Below are 19,303 nucleotides of genomic sequence, written 5' to 3'. Positions count from 1 at the left end.
AAAATAATTAGTTTTATTGGAGAGATCTGTTAGAGTAAGACAGTAAAATCATTTAGTGGAATTAAATTGGAGTTATATTGTGATAAAAGTTGACTTGACTGCTACGTTAGGGGCATTGAATGATGTATCAAAATTGATGCTGGAAGAGGCGGCCGCTTATGCTATTAGTACTCAGGAGTCGGAAATTTTGCCGGCACATTTGTTATTAAAAGCGTTGGATAATCCCTTTGACGATGTGCGCTTTATTTTAGATAGGTTAAAGATTTCTCATGAAGAATTGACCGCACTTTTAATACGCAATACACAAACAAACGATTCGAATGTGGGCGGTGTTCCCGTATTTTCTCCACTTTTAATTGAATTATTACAAGAAGCTTGGCTGATAGGTTCGTTGGAATATAAGCAATCACAAATTAGAAGCGCGGTCATTTTTCTGGCCTTATTGCTTAATGCCGGTCGTTATTTGCCAACCGGTGCGGCATCTTTTCTTAATCAAATCAACAAAGAAAATTTACGTCACGATTTACTCAAATTAGCAGACGGTTCTTCGGAAAGTAAAGTACAATCATCCACCAATGCAGCACAGAATTTAACTAATGCTGATCAGTCCGTATTAGCCCGTTTTGCGGAGAATCTTACTACCAAAGCTCAGAGCGGAGATATTGATCCTGTATTGGCGCGGGATCAAGAAATTGATTTGATGATTGATATTCTTTCTCGCCGTCGGAAGAATAATCCTATTGTAGTGGGTGACGCCGGCGTGGGGAAAAGCGCATTGATTGAGGGCTTGGCATTGCGTATTGCTAATCAGCAAGTACCGCCGCATTTGCTTAATGTGGAATTATGGAGCTTAGATTTAGGTGCGTTACAATCCGGGGCATCCGTTAAAGGCGAATTTGAGAAACGGTTAAAGTCCGTGATTGATTTTGTTAAAACTAGTCCGACACCAATTATTCTGTTTATTGATGAAGCGCATACGTTGATAGGTGCGGGTGGTGAAGTCGGCGGCGGTGATGCCGCAAATTTACTGAAACCGGCGTTGGCGCGCGGCGAACTGCGTACGATTGCTGCGACAACTTGGTCGGAATATAAAAAATATTTTGAAAAAGATCCCGCTCTTTCACGTCGTTTTCAATTAGTGAAAGTGGATGAACCTTCTATTGCGGAAAGTATTGTCATTTTACGTGGTTTAAAACCGCTTTATGAAAAAGCACACGGTGTGTATATTACCGGTGAAGCATTGGAAACTGTAACGAAGCTGTCGGCACGCTATATCGCTGCTAAAAAATTACCTGATAAAGCCATTGATATTTTAGATACTGCCTGTGCGCGGGTTGCTACGGCAAAGGATACACCACCGAAACGTTTAAGTTATTTGGATAATAAACTTCACGAAGTTCAAGTGGCATTGGATGAATTGTCTCGTGATTATAAATTGGGTGAGCCGATTGATAATGCGGTAAAACTTCAATTGGAGCAACAGATTGAAACGTTGCAAAATGAAAAAACGGAATTGAGTGCTGAATTTGAAACGCAAAAGGCTGTAGTTGAGTCTATTCTGGCATTACGGGAGCAAGTCGCTCAAGACGATACGGATGATGAACGACGCGAGACTTTAATTGCCGAATTACAGATTCAGAAAGCGAAATATGAATCTATTAAAAACGAAGATCGTTTGATTCATGCGGAAGTGGGGAGTAAGCAAATTGCCGCTGTGATTGCCGATTTAACCGGTATTCCGGTGAATACAATGACGGGAGATGAATTAAGTAAACTGACCGAATTACCGACATTACTAAATGAAAATATAAAAGGACAAGAAGGGGCTATCGAGCAGATTCATAAAAGTTTATTAACCGCTATGGCGGATTTACGTCGTGCCGGCACGCCGTTAGGTGCGTTATTGTTAGTGGGACCGAGTGGGGTCGGTAAGACGGAAACGGCTATTCAAATTGCCGAACATATTTTCGGTGGTCGCCAATTTTTAACAACCATTAATATGTCTGAGTATCAGGAGAAACACACCGTTTCCCGTTTAATCGGTTCTCCACCGGGATATGTCGGCTATGGCGAAGGTGGTTTGCTCACGGAAGCCATTCGGCAAAAACCTTACTCTATTGTTTTGTTGGATGAGGTAGAAAAAGCGCATCCGGACGTATTGAATTTATTTTATCAGGCGTTTGATAAAGGCGAATTAGCTGATGGTGAGGGACGCCAAATTGACTGCAAGAATATCTTGTTTATGTTGACTTCGAATTGCGGTTTTGATTCTGCCAGTGAGAAAATGGATAGTAAAACCGATGAGCAGTTGCGTAAATCACTATTAACATTCTTTAAACCTGCACTACTGGCACGTATGCAAATTGTGCAATATAACTACTTGTCTAAAGATGTTATGCAACGGATCGTCAAAGCGAAGTTGAATAAATTGGAAAAATTGATCGCTGAACGTTATAAAGCAACATTAAATATCGGCTTATCCGTGCTTGAAAATATTGAACGTCAATGTGAAGCGGATGCAAACGGAGCCCGTTTACTTGATGCAATTTTGGAAGGTCAATTATTACCGCCGTTATCATTGGCGTTATTACAACGAGTAGCAGATGGGGAGAAAATCGGGACCATTGCTATTGAGTATGATAATGATGAGTATCAAGTAACAATTGAGTAGTTGTAAAGGTTTAAGAACAATCTGACAGGCACAAGTTAGTGCAGGTGTCTGTCAGATTTGATCTTCTACAATAAATTAACATATACAAACTCTAATATATTTGCGTATAAATATGAAAAAAGAGCCATTGTAAATAAAGGCTCTTTTGATGTTTTCAGGGTTATATTTTACAAATATTAATTTTAATTATAGATAATTTAGAATGGAATCTCATCATCAAAATCCATTGGCGGTTCAGCTTGTTGAACTGGTGCGGATTGTTGCGGTGCGGGACGGGAAGTCGGAGCAGAATTATATCTCGGTTGCGACGGTTGTTGGTTATAGTCGTTTTGTCCACCCATGTTATCGTTACGGCTGCCTAACATTTGCATAGTGTTACCTTGGATTTCGGTGCTATAACGATCTTGACCGTTTTGATCCTGCCATTTACGGGTGCGGATACTGCCTTCCACATATACTAATGAACCTTTGCGTAAATATTCTCCGCATACTTCTGCTTGACGACGATAAAATATTACACGGTGCCATTCGGTTTGCTCGCGGCGTTCTCCGGTGTTGCGGTCATTCCAGCTTTCACTGGTTGCAATGCTTAAAGTGGCAACGGCATCGCCGTTCGGCATTGTACGCATTTCAGGATCGTTACCTAAACGACCTACGATAATTGCTTTGTTAATTCCAGCCATAATAATTTCCTTAAAAAATAGGGTAGATATGATTCTGTTTATTCTGCCTGAAAATGGAAAAAAAATCTATAAAAACTCACTGGATATTTGAACAGTTTTTGTAAAAATGAGATAATGCTTCCAAATTTGAAATATTTTTTCAGGTAATTTTGTAAAGAAAATGGACACTATAGATATTCGTGGGGCGAGAACCCATAATTTAAAAAATATTAGTCTGACTATTCCGCGGGATAAATTGATTGTGATAACCGGTCTTTCCGGTTCGGGCAAGTCATCCTTAGCGTTTGATACACTTTATGCGGAAGGTCAGCGCCGCTATGTGGAATCCTTGTCGGCTTATGCCCGCCAGTTCTTGTCTTTAATGGAAAAACCGGATGTGGATCATATTGAAGGGCTATCGCCGGCCATTTCCATTGAGCAGAAATCCACATCTCACAACCCCCGCTCAACGGTGGGCACGATTACGGAAATCCACGATTATTTGCGTTTGCTGTTCGCCCGCGTAGGTGAACCCCGTTGTCCGAACCACGATGTCCCGCTGGCGGCACAAACTATCAGCCAAATGGTGGATAAAGTGCTGACTTTGCCGGAAGAAAGCAAAATGATGTTGTTGGCACCGGTGGTAAAAGCCCGTAAAGGGGAGCACGTTAAGATTTTGGAACAAATTGCCGCGCAAGGTTATATTCGTGCCAGAATTGACGGTGAGATTTGCGATTTGTCCGATCCGCCGACTTTAGAATTACAGAAAAAACACACCATTGAAGTGGTGGTAGATCGCTTTAAAGTGCGGTCGGATTTGGCGCAACGTTTGGCGGAGTCCTTTGAAACCGCATTAGAACTATCCGGTGGCACGGCTATTATAGCGGATATGGATGATAAAAATGCAGAAGAACTCGTGTTCTCTGCCAATTTTGCCTGTCCGCACTGTGGTTATTCCGTGCCGGAATTGGAACCTCGTTTGTTTTCTTTTAATAATCCGGCGGGAGCTTGTCCGACTTGCGACGGTTTAGGCGTGCAACAGTATTTTGATGAAAAACGCGTGGTGCAGAATCCGTCTCTTTCCTTGGCAAGTGGTGCCGTGAAAGGCTGGGATCGTCGTAATTTCTATTATTATCAAATGCTCACGTCATTAGCGAAACACTATAATTTTGATATTGAAACACCTTTTGAGCAGTTACCGAAAAAAATTCAAGATGTAATTTTAAACGGTTCCGGCAAGGAAGAGATCGAATTTCAATATGTGAATGATCGTGGAGACGTAGTGACCCGTCGTCACGGCTTTGAAGGTATTTTAAATAATATGGCTCGCCGTTATAAAGAAACGGAATCCGTGTCTGTACGGGAAGAATTGGCGAGAAATATCAGCAACCGCCCTTGTGCGGATTGCGGCGGTTCCCGTTTACGTCCGGAAGCTCGTAATGTGTTTATCGGCACAACGAATTTACCGGCAGTGTCTGAAATGAGCATCGGTGGTGCGTTAGACTTTTTCGGCGCTCTAAGTTTGGAAGGCCAACGAGCCCGTATTGCGGAAAAAATCTTAAAAGAAATCAAAGAGCGGTTGGAATTTTTGGTGAATGTAGGCTTGAATTATCTGTCTCTTTCCCGTTCGGCAGAAACGCTATCCGGTGGTGAAGCGCAGCGGATTCGTTTGGCAAGCCAAATCGGTGCGGGCTTGGTCGGCGTGATGTATGTACTGGACGAACCTTCTATCGGTTTGCATCAACGGGATAACGAACGTTTGCTTAACACTTTGATTCATTTGCGTAATTTAGGCAATACCGTGATCGTGGTGGAACATGATGAAGATGCCATTATGGCTGCGGATCATATTATCGATATTGGTCCCGGTGCGGGCGTGCATGGTGGGGAAATAGTGGCGGAAGGTGATGCCGAGGCGATTATAGCAAATCCGAATTCGATTACCGGTAAATTCTTATCCGGCAAAGAAAAAATCGAAATTCCGAAAAAACGCACCGCACTTCAAGGTGATAAATGGCTGAAATTAAACGGTGCAACGGGCAATAATCTGAAATCCGTGAATTTGAATATTCCGGTCGGTCTGTTTACCTGTGTGACAGGTGTATCCGGTTCGGGTAAATCCACATTGATTAATGATACTTTGTTTCCATTAGCACAAAATGCCTTGAATCGGGCGGATAACCAAGATCATGCCCCTTATAAGTCCATTGACGGGCTGGCATTTTTCGATAAAGTTATTGATATTGACCAAAGCCCCATTGGACGCACACCGCGTTCTAATCCGGCAACCTATACAGGATTATTCACGCCGATCCGCGAATTATTTGCCGGGGTGCCGGAAGCACGGGCACGCGGTTATAATCCGGGGCGTTTCAGTTTCAATGTGCGTGGCGGACGTTGTGAAGCCTGTCAGGGCGATGGGATGATTAAAGTAGAAATGCACTTCCTGCCGGATGTGTATGTGCCTTGTGATCATTGTAAAGGTAAACGCTATAATCGTGAAACCTTGGATATTCGTTACAAAGGCAAAACCATTCATCAAGTGCTGGATATGACCGTGGAAGAAGCCCGCGATTTCTTTGATGCGATCCCGGCAATCGCCCGTAAATTGCAAACCTTAATGGATGTGGGTTTGTCTTATATTCGTTTAGGGCAGTCATCCACTACGCTTTCCGGCGGGGAAGCACAACGGGTTAAACTGGCCACCGAATTATCCAAACGGGATACGGGCAAAACTCTGTATATTTTAGACGAACCGACCACCGGTCTGCATTTTGCCGATATCAAACAATTACTTGAAGTGTTGCACCGTTTGCGTGATCAGGGCAACACTATTGTAGTCATTGAACATAATTTAGATGTGATCAAAACGGCCGACTGGATTGTGGATCTTGGTCCCGAAGGCGGCAGCGGCGGCGGTCAGATTATCGCCACAGGTACACCGGAAGATGTAGTGAAAGTCAAAGGTTCTCACACTGCAAGATTTTTAAAACCGATTTTAGAACGAAAATAATGACAGAACAAAAAGAAAAAATCATCAGTACCAATGTGCAGATGCTGATTATCAGTGATGATGAAGCAGGGCAGCGTATTGATAACTATCTGCTGGCAAAACTCAAAGGCGTGCCGAAAAGCCTGGTTTATCGTATTGTGCGTAAAGGCGAAGTGAGAGTGAATAAAGGTCGTATCAAACCGGAATACAAATTGCAGGTCGGTGATGTGGTGCGAGTGCCACCGGTGCGGGTGGCGGAAAAAGCACAAGCCCCGATTTCCAACAAACTGAACAAAGTGGCTCAATTGGAACAGCAGATCATTTTTGAGGATGACCACTTATTGGTGCTTAATAAACCGTCAGGCATTGCGGTACACGGCGGCAGCGGATTGAATTTCGGCGTGATCGAAGCCTTGCGAGTGTTGCGTCCGCAAGCCCGCTTTTTAGAATTGGTACATCGTTTAGATCGCGATACATCGGGCATTTTGCTAGTAGCGAAAAAGCGTTCGGCATTGCGTAATTTACACCAACAGTTACGTGATAAAACCGTGCAAAAAGATTATTTGGCGTTGGTTCGCGGGCAATGGCAATCTCACACGAAAGTGATTCAAGCACCGTTGAATAAAAACGAACTTGCAAGCGGTGAACGGATTGTACGCGTAAGCGAACAAGGCAAACCGTCGGAAACCCGTTTTGCGGTGGAAGAACGTTATGGCGATTTTGCCACATTGGTAAAAGCATCGCCGATTACCGGTCGCACCCACCAAATCCGCGTGCACACCCAATATGTCGGACATCCGATCGCGTTGGATGATAAATACGGTGACAAAGAATTTGATGAGAAAATGACCGCACTTGGCTTAAAACGCTTATTTTTGCATGCCGTATCAATTCGTTTTGAACATCCGAAATCCGGTGAAATCTTGAGATTAAATGCACCGTTAGACAATCAGATGAAAGGGATTTTAAAACAGCTGCGAGAAAAATAAGCGAGACAAATAATGAAACAGGCAAAATTTGTGGTATTAACCGGAGCGGGCATTTCTGCTGAATCCGGTATTCGGACCTTTCGGGCATCGGACGGTTTGTGGGAGAATCACCGCATTGATGATGTGGCAACGCCGGAAGGTTATGCCCGCAATCCTAAGTTGGTGCAACAATTCTATAATGAACGCCGCCGTAAATTATTTGACCCGAGTATCAAACCTAATGCCGCTCATTTAGCGTTGGCTGAGTTAGAGCACAAATTCGCTGATAATCTGTTAGTTGTGACACAAAATGTGGATAACTTACACGAACGTGCAGGAACGAAAAATTTAATTCATATGCACGGTGAATTGCTCAAAGTGCGGTGCGAATTTTCCGAGAAAGTTTATGACTGGCAAGGCGATGTTACCGAACAAGATCGCTGCACCTGTTGTCATCCGCCGCGACGGTTACGTCCGCATATCGTCTGGTTCGGCGAAATGCCGTTAAAAATGGACGAAATTTATACCGCACTTTCCCAATGCGACTATTTTATTTCTATCGGTACATCGGGCAATGTTTATCCCGCCGCGGGATTTGTGCGGGAAGCTCGTTTACACGGAGCCAAAACCATAGAATTGAACCTTGAACCAAGCCTGGTGCAATCTAACTTTGATGAAGCTCATTATGGTAAAGCCAGTGAGATTGTCCCGGCGTTTTTCGCACAATATTTCTTATGATAAAAAGGGTTGATTTTATGTATCAACCCTTTCCGATTTTCAGTTTACCGATTAGCTCACTTTCATGCCTGCGGTAGCGTGGCTATCTGCCGAAAGCAAAGCGAGTACGCTGTCATCGGCATTTGCACCGGTCAGAATCATTCCTTCCGATACACCGAATTTCATTTTACGCGGTGCTAAATTAGCCACCATAATCACAAACCGACCGATTAATTCATCCGGTTTGCTGTAAGCAGCTTTGATACCGGAGAATACTTGGCGGGTTTCATTGCCGAGATCCAATGTAAATTTCAATAATTTTTTCGATTCCGGCACGGCTTCACAGTTGATCACTTTTGCAATACGCAAATCTATTTTTGCAAAATCATCAATGGTGATAGTTTCTGCAATCGGTTCGATATTGGTTGAAACTGCTTGATTTTTCACCGCACTTTCAGTGCTGATAACAGCCGCTTGAGCCGCATTTTCTTGTTTTGAGGCTTCCAGCATAGTGTCAATTTGTTTGGTTTCCAAACGAGAGAACAGGGCTTTAAACGGTGCAATTTGATGTGCCAACAATGGTTGAGCCAGAGTATCCCAAGTCATTTCAGATTGTAGGAAGGCTTCTGCACGTTCCGCTAATTTCGGCAGAATTGGTTTTAAATAGCCCATTAACACACGGAATAACTGAATACCCATTGAGCATACGGCTTGCAATTCTTGTTCGCGGTTTTCATTTTTAGCGATCACCCACGGGGCTTTGTCATCAATATATTTGTTGGCTTTATCGGTGAGAGTCATAATTTCACGTACGGCTTTGCCGAATTCGCGGTTTTCATAAAATGCCGCGATTTGTGCTGATTGTGCGGTAAATTCGTCAAATAATGCCTGATCGTCTAGATTTGCGGATAATTTGCCATCAAACCGTTTTTGGATAAATCCTGCATTGCGAGAAGCCAAGTTGACTAATTTGTTTACTAAATCAGTATTCACGCGTTGCACGAAATCGTCTAAATTTAAATCAAGGTCGTCAATACGGTTGCTGAGTTTGGCCGCATAGTAATAACGCAGACATTCCGGATCCAAGTGTTTTAAATAAGTGGCTGCCTGAATAAAAGTACCGCGGGATTTGGACATTTTCTCGCCGTTTACGGTTACATAGCCGTGAACAAAAATATTGCTTGGTTTGCGGTAGTCGGAACCTTCCAGCATTGCAGGCCAGAATAAGCTGTGAAAATACATAATATCTTTACCGATAAAATGATACAGTTCGGTGGTGCTGTCTTTTTTCCAAAAATCATCGAAATTAATACCGCTCTTTTTGCCGCAGAGATTTTTGAAGGACGCCATATAGCCGATGGGGGCATCCAGCCAAACATAGAAATATTTGCCCGGAGCATTTGGAATTTCAAAACCGAAATAAGGGGCATCGCGGGAAATATCCCATTGTTGCAAACCGGCTTCAAACCATTCTTGCATTTTGTTCGCCACTTCCGTTTGTAATGCACCGGAACGGTTCCATTCTTTCAACATTGCTTCAAAACTAGGTAGGTCGAAGAAAAAGTGTTCGGATTCTTTCACCACCGGTGTTACACCGGACACCACGGAACGGGGATCGATTAGATCCATTGGGCTGTAAGTAGCTGAGCAGACTTCGCAGTTATCACCGTATTGATCTGGGGTTTTACATTTCGGACAAGTGCCTTTCACAAAACGATCCGGCAGGAACATTTGTTTTTCAGGATCGAACAATTGCGAGATTGTGCGGTTTTTAATAAACCCGTTGGATTTCAATTTATTGTAAATATCTTCCGCTAGCTCACGGTTTTCGTTGCTGTGGGTGGAATGATAATTATCAAAACTGATATTAAAACCGGCAAAATCCGCCATATGACTTTGTTGAACATCTTGAATCAGTTGCTCCGGCGTAATCCCCATTTGATCTGCTTTCAACATAATCGGCGTACCGTGGGCATCGTCTGCGCATACGAAGTGAATTTCATTGCCGCACATACGCTGGAAACGCACCCAAATGTCCGCCTGAATATGTTCAAGCATATGACCTAAATGAATCGGGCCGTTGGCATAAGGCAAGGCACAAGTAACTAAAATTTGGCGTTTATTCGACATTCTTATTATCCTGAAAAATACATTAAAAAATTGGGAGTTATGTTACCTTATTGGCGGTATTTTTTCCAGTTCAGGCGAATTTTTATCATAAGTGCGGTTAAATTATGGTAATCTTAGCAAAATTAAAGGATATGAATTTTCATGATTTATGATGTGCTTAAAATAAGGATTATCTATGACTGTAACTATTTCTGAAAATATAACGGAAGAGCATAAAAATCAAATTGTGGGGGCGTTGGAAGGTTTTACTCATCCAACATTGCAAAAAAATCTCGTTGCTTTAAATGCAGTGAAAAAAATTGAAAAAGGCGGGGATGTATTACGTATTGAGATACAAATGCCTTTTGCATGGAACTGCGGATTTTCCCAGTTAAAGACCGCACTTTCTGAGCAGTTACAACAAATCAGCGGTTGTAAAGAAGTGAAATGGCAATTAACTTATCAAATTGCTACATTAAAACGTGCCAACAGCCATCCCGCGGTGAAAGGAGTGAAAAATATTATTGCGGTGACATCCGGCAAAGGCGGTGTGGGTAAATCCAGTGTATCTGTGAATTTAGCCTTAGCATTACAGGCTCAGGGGGCAAAAGTGGGGATTTTGGATGCGGATATTTACGGTCCGTCCGTGCCTCATATGTTAGGGGCTTCCGATCAACGCCCGACTTCGCCGGATAATCAACATATCGTGCCGATTACGGCTCATAATCTTGCGTCTAATTCCATCGGCTATTTAATGGAAGCGGATAGTGCAACCATTTGGCGTGGGCCGATGGCAAGCAGTGCGCTAAATCAATTATTAAACGAAACCTTATGGCCGGATCTGGATTATTTAGTGATTGATATGCCGCCGGGCACGGGGGATATTCAACTTACGCTTTCTCAACAAATTCCGGTGACCGGTGCGTTAGTGGTGACAACGCCGCAAGATATCGCCCTATTGGATGCCGTTAAAGGCGTGTCAATGTTCCAAAAAGTATCCATTCCTGTCTTGGGTGTGGTGGAAAATATGAGCGTGCATATTTGCAGTAATTGCGGACATCAAGAAAATATTTTCGGCACGGGTGGTGCGGAAAAAATGGCGGAAAAATACGATGTTCAAATTTTGGCGAAATTACCGTTACATATTCGTGTACGTGAAGATTTGGATCGCGGTGTGCCGACTGTGGTGGCAGAGCCAAATAATGAAATTTCACAAGCCTTTATGCAGTTGGCGGAAAAAGTGGCAAGCGAGCTATACTGGCAAGGCTCTGTGATTCCAAGTGAAATTATGTTCCGTGAAGTGACGTAATTTAGCCAAAGAACATGAAGGCGATCAGTTGAGCGCCTTCTTTTTTACTTTAACGTACCCATTGTACGACTTCTTCTACGGATTTACGGGATTTAGGAACAATATCGCGAGCACGATAACCAAAAGTAACCATCACGGAAATTCCCCATTCTTGCGGATCAAACACACCGGCATCGACAAAAAGTTGATTAACCGCATCATAATTAAAACCTTCAATCGGACAAGAATCAATGCCGATCATTTTGGCACCTGTCATCATGTTACCCAGTGCAATATAAGTCTGTTTGCATGCCCAGTCAAAAATCGCACGTTCGCTTTCCAATACTTTAATGTCATTTTCTTGGAAACTTTTATAAACGCCGAGTGCTTTTGCTTTTTGCTCTTCGGTTAAACCGCGTTTGTCCAGTGCTTTACTGAACATCTCAGAATCATAGCGGGCATTTTTTTTCGCTAAAATTACTAATAAATGGCTGCAATCATCCAACTGACGGGCAACACCCCAACCCACGGGCTTAATTGCATCAAGTAATGCCTTGTTTTGCACGACAACGAATTTCCACGGTTCGGATCCTACGGAACTCGGTGATAAACGACCTAATTCTAAAATATAAGCAAAATCTTCATCACTGATTTTTTTCGCCGGATCATAGTAACGGGTTGCGGCACGGTTATGAAAAACATCCAGTACATCTTGTTTGGTAATTGCCATAGTTAACTCCTCATTAGAAATTATGGTGTAATCTATTTTAGCAGAAAATAAAGAAGCAGCAGAACAAAAGAATATAAATAATAGTTATTATCAATTTTTTTATTCTTATTATTAGTTAATACCTATCAAATGAATAGTTAGACAAAAAATCTCAAATGTTTATACTTATATACAAGTTTGGTTAAATACCAACTCAGTTAAGCGTCTAATTTACCAAAGAGGAACATATTATGTCAGCAGTCAATACACTAAAAACATTACACGCAAGCGTTAAAACATTCACTTTCGAAATGCAAAAATATCACTGGATGATAAAAGGTAAAAACTTCTATGATTTGCACAAAGCATTTGAAGAACTTTACGACTGGGGTTTTGAGCAGGAAGATGAAGTGGCAGAGCGTTTACTTATTATCGGTAGTGAACCGTTACTTTCCGTTGAAGAAGTTCAAGCGTTAAATAAAATCATTGTGCTTCCTAAAGCGGATTTAGTCGAAGAGAAAATGACAGCGAATGTCAAAACATCATTGGAAACCATTTTAGGTTTGGCTCGTCTAGGTTTAACTGAAGTGGAAGACGATGTCGGTACGGATAGTTTATTATCTGATTTGGTTGCTGATGTTGAAAAACGTTTATGGATGCTGAACGCATACGGTGCATAATGCAGAACTTAAAATAAATGATCTGCACCCCAAAAGTTGGACAAATAAGCCAACGGATTAAGGTGCAGATCACTTTTTTATTAAAAGTGCGGTTTGTTTTTGAGAAATTTTTACAACCAGCCTTTACGTTTGAAATACCAATAAGGTAGAAATGCCGCCAACCCCATCATGCCGAGTGCCATCGGATAACCATATTTAAATCCAAGTTCAGGCATTATTTGAAAGTTCATTCCGTAATTGGAGGCTACCAATGTCGGTGGTAGGAATAACACGGAAACAACCGAGAAGATTTTTACAATACGGTTTTGCTCGATATTGATAAAACCCATTGCCGCTTGCAGTAGGAAGTTAACTTTTTGGAATAAGGATTCGTTGTGCGGTTGCAGAGATTCGATATCTCGCAATACGTCGCGTGCCTGTTCCAACTGACCTGCAGGTAAACGGGTTTTACGTACTAAGAAACTCAATGCACGTTGTGTGTCCATCAAACATAAACGGACTTTGGAACTGACATCCTCTTGTTCCGTTAATAATGCCAAAGCTTCATCAAAGGCTTCGCCTTGTTTTTGTTTGCCGTCTAAAATCACGCGGCTTAATTTTTCCAAATCCGAATACACGGTTTCAATAACATCCGCTAATTGCTCGATTTTGGTTTCAAATAAATCTAACAGCAATTCATAGGCATTGCATTCCTGCAAACGTTGGCTGCGGGAACGCATACGGTATAAACGAAATGCCGGTAATTCGCGATCACGCAAGGTAAATAGACGACCGTCACGCACGGTAAACGCCACGGTGGCGATATCCGCATAATCGTTTTCATCTTCACAATAAAAGAAAGAGTGCAGGTGCAAACCGTCTTCGTCTTCAAAGAAACGGGCAGATGCTTCCAAATCTTCCAATTCAAGATAGGTTGCCAAACTTTGCCCTAAGCCTTCTTGCAAGATTTCCCGTTCTTCTTCAGTAGGTTCTAACAAATCAAGCCAAATAGCATCATTTAAATGTGAACTAAGCTCGTCAATACGGTAAAGACGGGCTTCGTTTAAAGCAAAAGCATTAATCATTTTTCATAGACCTCATAGGTTATGAACACGATAAACCAATGAACAAAAGAAAGCCAAAATAACAAATGCCCTAAAGTGCGGTCAAAAAATTCGTTATTTTAGAAAGATTTAAGGGGAAGTATAAGATACTTACCGACCAACCATGTCGATAAGCAAAGAGAGAACACGGTTAGTCATTAAATGATATTAAACTTAAATCGGTATCGACTGTGACTGTCCAAAGTGTGTGTCCTCATATTACTAAAATCGGTGCGAATGTTACGCTTGAAATGCTTATTCGTCAAGTATTATCCATAGTTTTTCATTGCAGATTGTACAAAATATTGCTGATCATCCCAGCGTAGCATGGTAAGACGATTATTCCATACGCATCCGCTGTCTAAGGCATAAATATGTTTAGGCGTCGGTTCATCCACCAAGCTGGCCCAATGTCCGAATATAATATTAGTTTGTTTATAGAGCGGGTTGTCTAAATTAAACCAAGCGGTCAACTCTGCCGGAGCTTCTTTCAGGGGCAGTTTGCAGTCAAAATCCAAACGGTGATCTAAATAACAAAACCGCATACGAGTCAATACGTTAATACTGTAACGCAAGCGTTCCAAGCCTTGCAATGACGCATTCCAACGTTCTGGATGGTTATCGTACATATTATTCAACAACCAATGGAAATCTCCGTTTTGCAAGATGTTTTCCACTTCGTTAGCACAACTTTTTGCCGTATTTAAATCCCAATCGGGGCTGATACCTGCATGAGTCAGCACGAAGTTTTCAGATTCATTATGCACGAGCAAAGGTTGGTGGCGTAGCCAATCCATGAGTTCGATAAAATCTTCTGCTTGAAAAATTGCATCGACATGATCGCAGGTTTTCACTTTTTTAATGCCGAGTGCGGTGGAAAGTAAGTGTAAATCATGGTTTCCTAATACGGTTCTTGCCGATGAACCAAGGGCTTTCACAAAGCGTAAGCATTCCAGTGATTTATCCCCTCGGGCAATCAAATCGCCGGTTAGATATAAAGTATCGGAAGCAGGATTAAATTTTACTTTATCCAGTAATCGTTGCAGTTCATCAAAACAACCGTGTAAGTCGCCCACTAAATAGCTTGCCATCGCGATTCCTTATTCATCATCGTCTATCAGCAGGGCTGTGGTATCCATATTTAACGGCGGATTATCAGCCAACCGGTTGGCTAAACGAACATAATCCGCAATGGAAAGATTTTCCGGACGAGCGGTTAAATCAATATTTAATTCCGTCAGTTGTTCTGCACTAAATAAGCTCGAAAGGGCATTACGCAGGGTTTTGCGACGTTGGTTAAAGGCTTGCGTAGTGACACGATTGAGCCAATACAGATCTTTGGCAGGATGCGGTAAGGTTTGGTGCGGAATCAGGCGCACTACTGCGGAATCTACTTTCGGTGCAGGTCTGAATGCCGTCGGCGGCACTTCTAGCACTGGCATGACTTGGCAGAAATACTGTGCCATAATGGTCAATCTGCCGTAAGCCTTGCTGTTAGGGGCTGCGCACAAACGTTTTACCACTTCTTTTTGCAACATAAAGTGCATATCCTGAATCAGATCGTGATATTTAAATAAATGGAACATCAATGGCGTGGAGATGTTATAGGGTAAGTTACCGAATACCCGTAATTTTTGATTTTTCTCAGCCAGTTTTTCATCGACATACAGTTGAGCAAAATCAAATTGCATTGCATCCGCTTCGATCACTGTGAGTTTTTGATGCAAAAACGGATGATGACGTAACCGTTCGGCTAAATCGCGGTCAAGTTCAACTACGGTTAAGTGATCCACCTGCTCGCCCACGGGTTCTGTTAATGCCCCTAAACCGGGACCGATTTCCAGCAGAAATTGATCTTTTTGCGGATAAATGGCTGTGACAATACCTTGAATCACATTGTCATCATGTAAGAAGTTTTGCCCGAAACGTTTGCGGGCGGTATGGCCTAAATGTTTTTTTAAATTCATAGTTATTTGTTTGTTTTGAAATTTTATGCTGATTATAAAGCAAAATCCCAACCGAAGTTGGGATTTTTATATTTAATTATTAAGATACTGAATATCCGCACCTCGTCTTAGGCCTTTCACCCAATCGCGGGATTCTTCCTGCAACTGCTTATTTACAATTTGTTCATAAGCTTTTTGCAGATAAACATCTTTGGTCACATCACTTTGGCGGGTATCAACGACTTCTAAAATATGCCAACCGAATTCCGTTTTAAACGGCTGGGAAATCACCCCTTTCTTGGTTTTTACAATAGTATTTTGGAATGCCCCGACATAAGCGTTTGGCAAAGCATAACCTAAACTACCGCCGTTAGCACCGGACAAATAATCTTTAGAATAATTTTTTGCCGCATCCGCAAACGTGATTTTGCCGGAAATAATATCGCTGCGGATTTTACTTAATTCTGCTTTGGCTTTGTTATCGTTTAATAACGGATTAGTTTTCAATAAAATATGACGCACATTATATTCCGTCGCAGTGACTTCTTGTAATTTACCGCTTTCTTTAGCTTGGTTAAACATTTGATTACCCAGTGATTCTACTTGTTCGCGGGTGACATCCACATTTTTACCGAAATTTTGTTGTTGCACTGCCGCCATCAACATTTGATGAGCAATTTGTTGGCGGTATTGATTGATATTCATCCCTTGATATTCAATGGCATCCAATAATTGACCGTAGGTAATGCCATTTTGTGCCGCAATATTTTCAATCGCACGTTCTACTTGTGCCGCGGTAATTTTTACACCGGAATTTTTAATTGCCTGTTGTACTAAAATATTATCAATTACTTGATCTGTTGCCGCACGACGGTTTGCTTCATTATTAGCTTTTTTGCCTAATGCGGATTGCACTTGGCTTTCCAGTACCGGATCGCCGTTAACCGTGGCAACCACACGTTCTGCCGCAATGCTTACCGTTGCTACTGCTAATCCTAAGATGGCTAATAATGCTGATTTTACTAAGTTCATTCTTATCATATCCATTAAAAAGTTTTTATAAATGCACCGCTCTTTTAGAGTGCAAAGTTAAAAAAAGGTTCAATTTGTCGTGTGTTAAGGGGTAATTAATGCCACTTCGTTGCAACCGTCAAATTTTAGTGTACGAACTTGTACTTTCTCATTGCGACTGGTTGGCACGTTTTTGCCTACATAATCCGCTCGAATCGGTAATTCACGATGGCCTCGATCCACGAAAATGACCAGTTCCACTTTGGCTGCCCGGCCGAAATCCGCTAAAGCGTCCAGTGCGGCACGAATGGTTCGCCCGGTAAACAACACGTCATCCACCAAAATCACGGTTTTATTTTGCACGCTAACAAAATCCGATGCACCGCTATATACGGGAGATAGTCCGCTTTCAGCATATTCCAAGTCGTCACGATAAAACGTAATATCTAAATCAATGGAAGGCAAATTAACGTTGGTTAATTCGGCGATTTTTCGTTGGATTAACTCGGCGATTTCCGCACCGCGGCGTTTAATGCCTACAATTACGATATCATCAATTTTTTTATGTTTTTCAATGATTTCATGAGAAATTCGAGAGATTGTCCGATTGAACTGATCTCCGTCAATAATGATTTTTTCCATATTCTTGAATTTGCTTAATAAAGGTTCAAAATATTGTGTCTAACATAGCATAGTTTAGCGAAAATAACTATATAAGAGCATTATTGCCTAATAAAAAAATCCCGACATTGCGGGATTTTTGTGCATGAATCAGATTATTCATCACTGGCATAACCTTGCGGCGGCAATAGTTCATTATCCAAATAGGCTTTGCCGTTTACCAATGTCAAACGTTCTTGTGTAAACCATTTTACGACTAACGGATAGATACGCAATTCTTGCTCGCGAGTACGCTCTTCCACATCATCAACCGTGTCATCAGGAAAAATCGGTACTTTCGCTTGTAGCACGATGGTGCCGCCGTCCACTTCTTCATTGACAAAATGCACGGTCACACCGTGTTCCGTATCACCGGCTTCAATAGCCCGTTGATAAGTCTGCAAACCGGGATATTTCGGCAATAAAGAGGGATGAACATTTAAGATTTTACCGGCAAAGCGTTGAGTGAACGCGGCGGTTAAAATTTTCATATAACCGGCTAAAACAACTAAATCCGCTCCAAGGGATTCGATATAATCTGCAATGGCTAAATCCATGGATAAGTTATTTTCGAAGGTTTTGCGTTCAAAAACTTGGATAGAAATGCCCGCACTTTTTGCCCGTTGCAGGCCATAAGCATTGGCTTTATTACTTACTACACCAACGATTTTTGCCGGAATCTCACCGCACTTACAGGCATCAATCATTGCCTGTAAGTTCGTGCCTTGACCTGAAATCAGTACAACAATTTTTTTCATTAGCGAATGATCACTTGCTCTTCGTCAGTTGTAGCGAATTCCACTTGTCCGATCAGCCAAGCCTGTTCGCCTGATTGAGCTAATACCGCCAATGCTTTTTCCACATCTGCTTGTGGCAGAGCAATTACCATCCCTACACCACAGTTGAATGTGCGGTACATTTCGTAGGTTTCGATATTGCCTTTTTGTTGTAACCAGTTGAACACAGAAGGCCATTGCCAGCTTTTCTCGTCAATCACTACTTTGGTATTTTCCGGCAATACGCGCGGAATGTTTTCCCAGAAACCGCCACCGGTTAAGTGAGCGATAGCGTGAACATCCACTTCTTTGATTAAGTTTAAAACGGATTTCACATAGATTTTGGTCGGTGCCAATAAGTGATCACCTAAGGCTTTGCCATCTAATTGTTCTACTGACGGATCTACATCTGCCACTTCGATGACTTTACGCACTAAAGAATAGCCGTTAGAGTGCGGACCGCTGGAAGCCAATGCGATTAACGCATCACCTGCTTGCACTTTGCTACCATCAATAATTTCGGATTTTTCTACCACGCCCACGCAGAAACCTGCTAAATCGTAGTCTCCGGCGTGATACATTCCCGGCATTTCGGCGGTTTCACCACCGACTAAAGCACAACCGGCCTGTTCGCAACCGTTAGCAATGCCTTTAATTACATTGGACGCTACATCCACATCTAACTTGCCGGTGGCGTAGTAATCTAAGAAAAATAGCGGTTCTGCCCCCTGCACCACTAAATCATTCACACACATTGCTACCAAGTCGATACCGATGGTGTCGTGTTTTTTTAAATCAATGGCAAGGCGTAATTTTGTACCCACACCGTCCGTACCGGAAACCAAAACCGGCTCTTTATATTTGGTCGGTAATGCATATAACGCGCCGAATCCTCCTAAACCGCCCATTACTTCAGGACGGGTAGTGCGTTTTACGTGGGATTTGATTCGTTCAACTAATTCATTACCGGCATTGATATCAACGCCTGCATCTTTGTAACTTAATTTGCTCACGGTTTTTGTTCCTATAACA

The 19,303-nt window shown here is 42.2% G+C and carries 16 protein-coding genes; 6 read left to right on the top strand and 10 right to left on the bottom strand.

Annotation, left to right across the window (positions count from 1 at the left end; all coding sequences use genetic code 11):
* Positions 1–79 precede the first annotated feature (79 nt).
* The gene (tssH, locus tag EDC44_RS06490; protein ID WP_131976561.1) at positions 80–2,671 is read left to right on the top strand and encodes a type VI secretion system ATPase TssH; all 2,592 of its coding nucleotides are present in this window, start codon (positions 80–82) and stop codon (positions 2,669–2,671) included.
* A gap of 197 nt (positions 2,672–2,868) precedes the next feature.
* On the opposite strand, the gene ssb is transcribed toward tssH, so the two are convergent.
* On the bottom strand, positions 2,869–3,354 hold the full coding sequence (gene ssb, locus EDC44_RS06485) for a single-stranded DNA-binding protein (RefSeq protein ID WP_131976559.1): 486 nt from the start codon (positions 3,352–3,354) through the stop codon (positions 2,869–2,871).
* A gap of 160 nt (positions 3,355–3,514) precedes the next feature.
* On the opposite strand from ssb, the gene uvrA reads away from it, so the two are divergent.
* Genes uvrA through cobB form a run of 3 tightly spaced genes read left to right on the top strand, consistent with a single transcriptional unit; the run spans position 3,515 to position 8,031 of the window.
* Complete coding sequence (gene uvrA / locus EDC44_RS06480; RefSeq protein ID WP_131976557.1) at positions 3,515–6,346, top strand: excinuclease ABC subunit UvrA; 2,832 nt, start codon at positions 3,515–3,517, stop codon at positions 6,344–6,346.
* Positions 6,346–7,314, top strand: a complete 969-nt coding sequence (gene rluC / locus EDC44_RS06475) for a 23S rRNA pseudouridine(955/2504/2580) synthase RluC (protein ID WP_131976555.1) — start codon at positions 6,346–6,348, stop codon at positions 7,312–7,314. Before uvrA ends, rluC begins: the two co-directional genes overlap by 1 nt.
* 12 nt (positions 7,315–7,326) lie before the next feature.
* Complete coding sequence (gene cobB / locus EDC44_RS06470; protein ID WP_165870234.1) at positions 7,327–8,031, top strand: Sir2 family NAD+-dependent deacetylase; 705 nt, start codon at positions 7,327–7,329, stop codon at positions 8,029–8,031.
* 51 nt (positions 8,032–8,082) lie between these two features.
* On the opposite strand, the gene metG is transcribed toward cobB, so the two are convergent.
* Positions 8,083–10,140, bottom strand: a complete 2,058-nt coding sequence (gene metG, locus EDC44_RS06465; RefSeq protein ID WP_131976551.1) for a methionine--tRNA ligase — start codon at positions 10,138–10,140, stop codon at positions 8,083–8,085.
* Positions 10,141–10,315: 175 nt separating this feature from the next.
* On the opposite strand from metG, the gene apbC reads away from it, so the two are divergent.
* Positions 10,316–11,428, top strand: coding sequence for an iron-sulfur cluster carrier protein ApbC (apbC, locus tag EDC44_RS06460; protein ID WP_131976549.1), 1,113 nt, complete (start codon positions 10,316–10,318; stop codon positions 11,426–11,428).
* Positions 11,429–11,477: 49 nt separating this feature from the next.
* Here the strand turns inward: apbC and EDC44_RS06455 are convergent, their stop codons facing one another.
* Positions 11,478–12,137 carry an NAD(P)H-dependent oxidoreductase gene (locus tag EDC44_RS06455; RefSeq protein WP_131976547.1) on the bottom strand — a complete coding sequence of 220 codons (660 nt, stop codon included), beginning with the start codon at positions 12,135–12,137 and terminating at the stop codon, positions 11,478–11,480.
* 230 nt (positions 12,138–12,367) lie between these two features.
* Here EDC44_RS06455 and EDC44_RS06450 point away from each other — a divergent pair, with 230 nt between their 5' ends.
* A complete protein-coding gene (locus EDC44_RS06450; RefSeq protein ID WP_131976545.1) occupies positions 12,368–12,796 on the top strand; it encodes a Dps family protein in 429 nt (142 codons plus the stop codon).
* Positions 12,797–12,906: 110 nt separating this feature from the next.
* Here EDC44_RS06450 and corA read toward each other — a convergent pair whose 3' ends face one another.
* The 7 genes from corA to purM form a co-directional block, all read right to left on the bottom strand.
* Positions 12,907–13,860, bottom strand: a complete 954-nt coding sequence (gene corA, locus EDC44_RS06445; RefSeq protein ID WP_131976543.1) for a magnesium/cobalt transporter CorA — start codon at positions 13,858–13,860, stop codon at positions 12,907–12,909.
* Between the two features lie 287 nt (positions 13,861–14,147).
* The gene (apaH, locus tag EDC44_RS06440) at positions 14,148–14,969 is read right to left on the bottom strand and encodes a bis(5'-nucleosyl)-tetraphosphatase (symmetrical) ApaH (RefSeq protein ID WP_131976542.1); all 822 of its coding nucleotides are present in this window, start codon (positions 14,967–14,969) and stop codon (positions 14,148–14,150) included.
* Positions 14,970–14,978: 9 nt separating this feature from the next.
* Complete coding sequence (gene rsmA / locus EDC44_RS06435) at positions 14,979–15,845, bottom strand: 16S rRNA (adenine(1518)-N(6)/adenine(1519)-N(6))-dimethyltransferase RsmA (protein ID WP_131976540.1); 867 nt, start codon at positions 15,843–15,845, stop codon at positions 14,979–14,981.
* A gap of 72 nt (positions 15,846–15,917) precedes the next feature.
* Positions 15,918–16,862: a peptidylprolyl isomerase gene (locus EDC44_RS06430; protein WP_131976585.1), complete on the bottom strand. Its 945-nt coding sequence runs from the start codon at positions 16,860–16,862 to the stop codon at positions 15,918–15,920.
* A gap of 78 nt (positions 16,863–16,940) precedes the next feature.
* Positions 16,941–17,477 carry a bifunctional pyr operon transcriptional regulator/uracil phosphoribosyltransferase PyrR gene (gene pyrR, locus EDC44_RS06425; RefSeq protein ID WP_131976538.1) on the bottom strand — a complete coding sequence of 179 codons (537 nt, stop codon included), beginning with the start codon at positions 17,475–17,477 and terminating at the stop codon, positions 16,941–16,943.
* A gap of 134 nt (positions 17,478–17,611) precedes the next feature.
* Positions 17,612–18,253: a phosphoribosylglycinamide formyltransferase gene (gene purN, locus EDC44_RS06420; protein ID WP_131976536.1), complete on the bottom strand. Its 642-nt coding sequence runs from the start codon at positions 18,251–18,253 to the stop codon at positions 17,612–17,614.
* A complete protein-coding gene (gene purM / locus EDC44_RS06415) occupies positions 18,253–19,284 on the bottom strand; it encodes a phosphoribosylformylglycinamidine cyclo-ligase (RefSeq protein WP_131976534.1) in 1,032 nt (343 codons plus the stop codon). The genes purN and purM overlap by 1 nt, the downstream gene beginning before the upstream one ends.
* Between the last annotated feature and the right edge of the window lie 19 nt (positions 19,285–19,303).

This window comes from Cricetibacter osteomyelitidis, assembly GCF_004340985.1.
Lineage (GTDB): Bacteria > Pseudomonadota > Gammaproteobacteria > Enterobacterales > Pasteurellaceae > Cricetibacter > Cricetibacter osteomyelitidis.
This window is presented reverse-complemented; position numbering and strand designations above follow the sequence as displayed.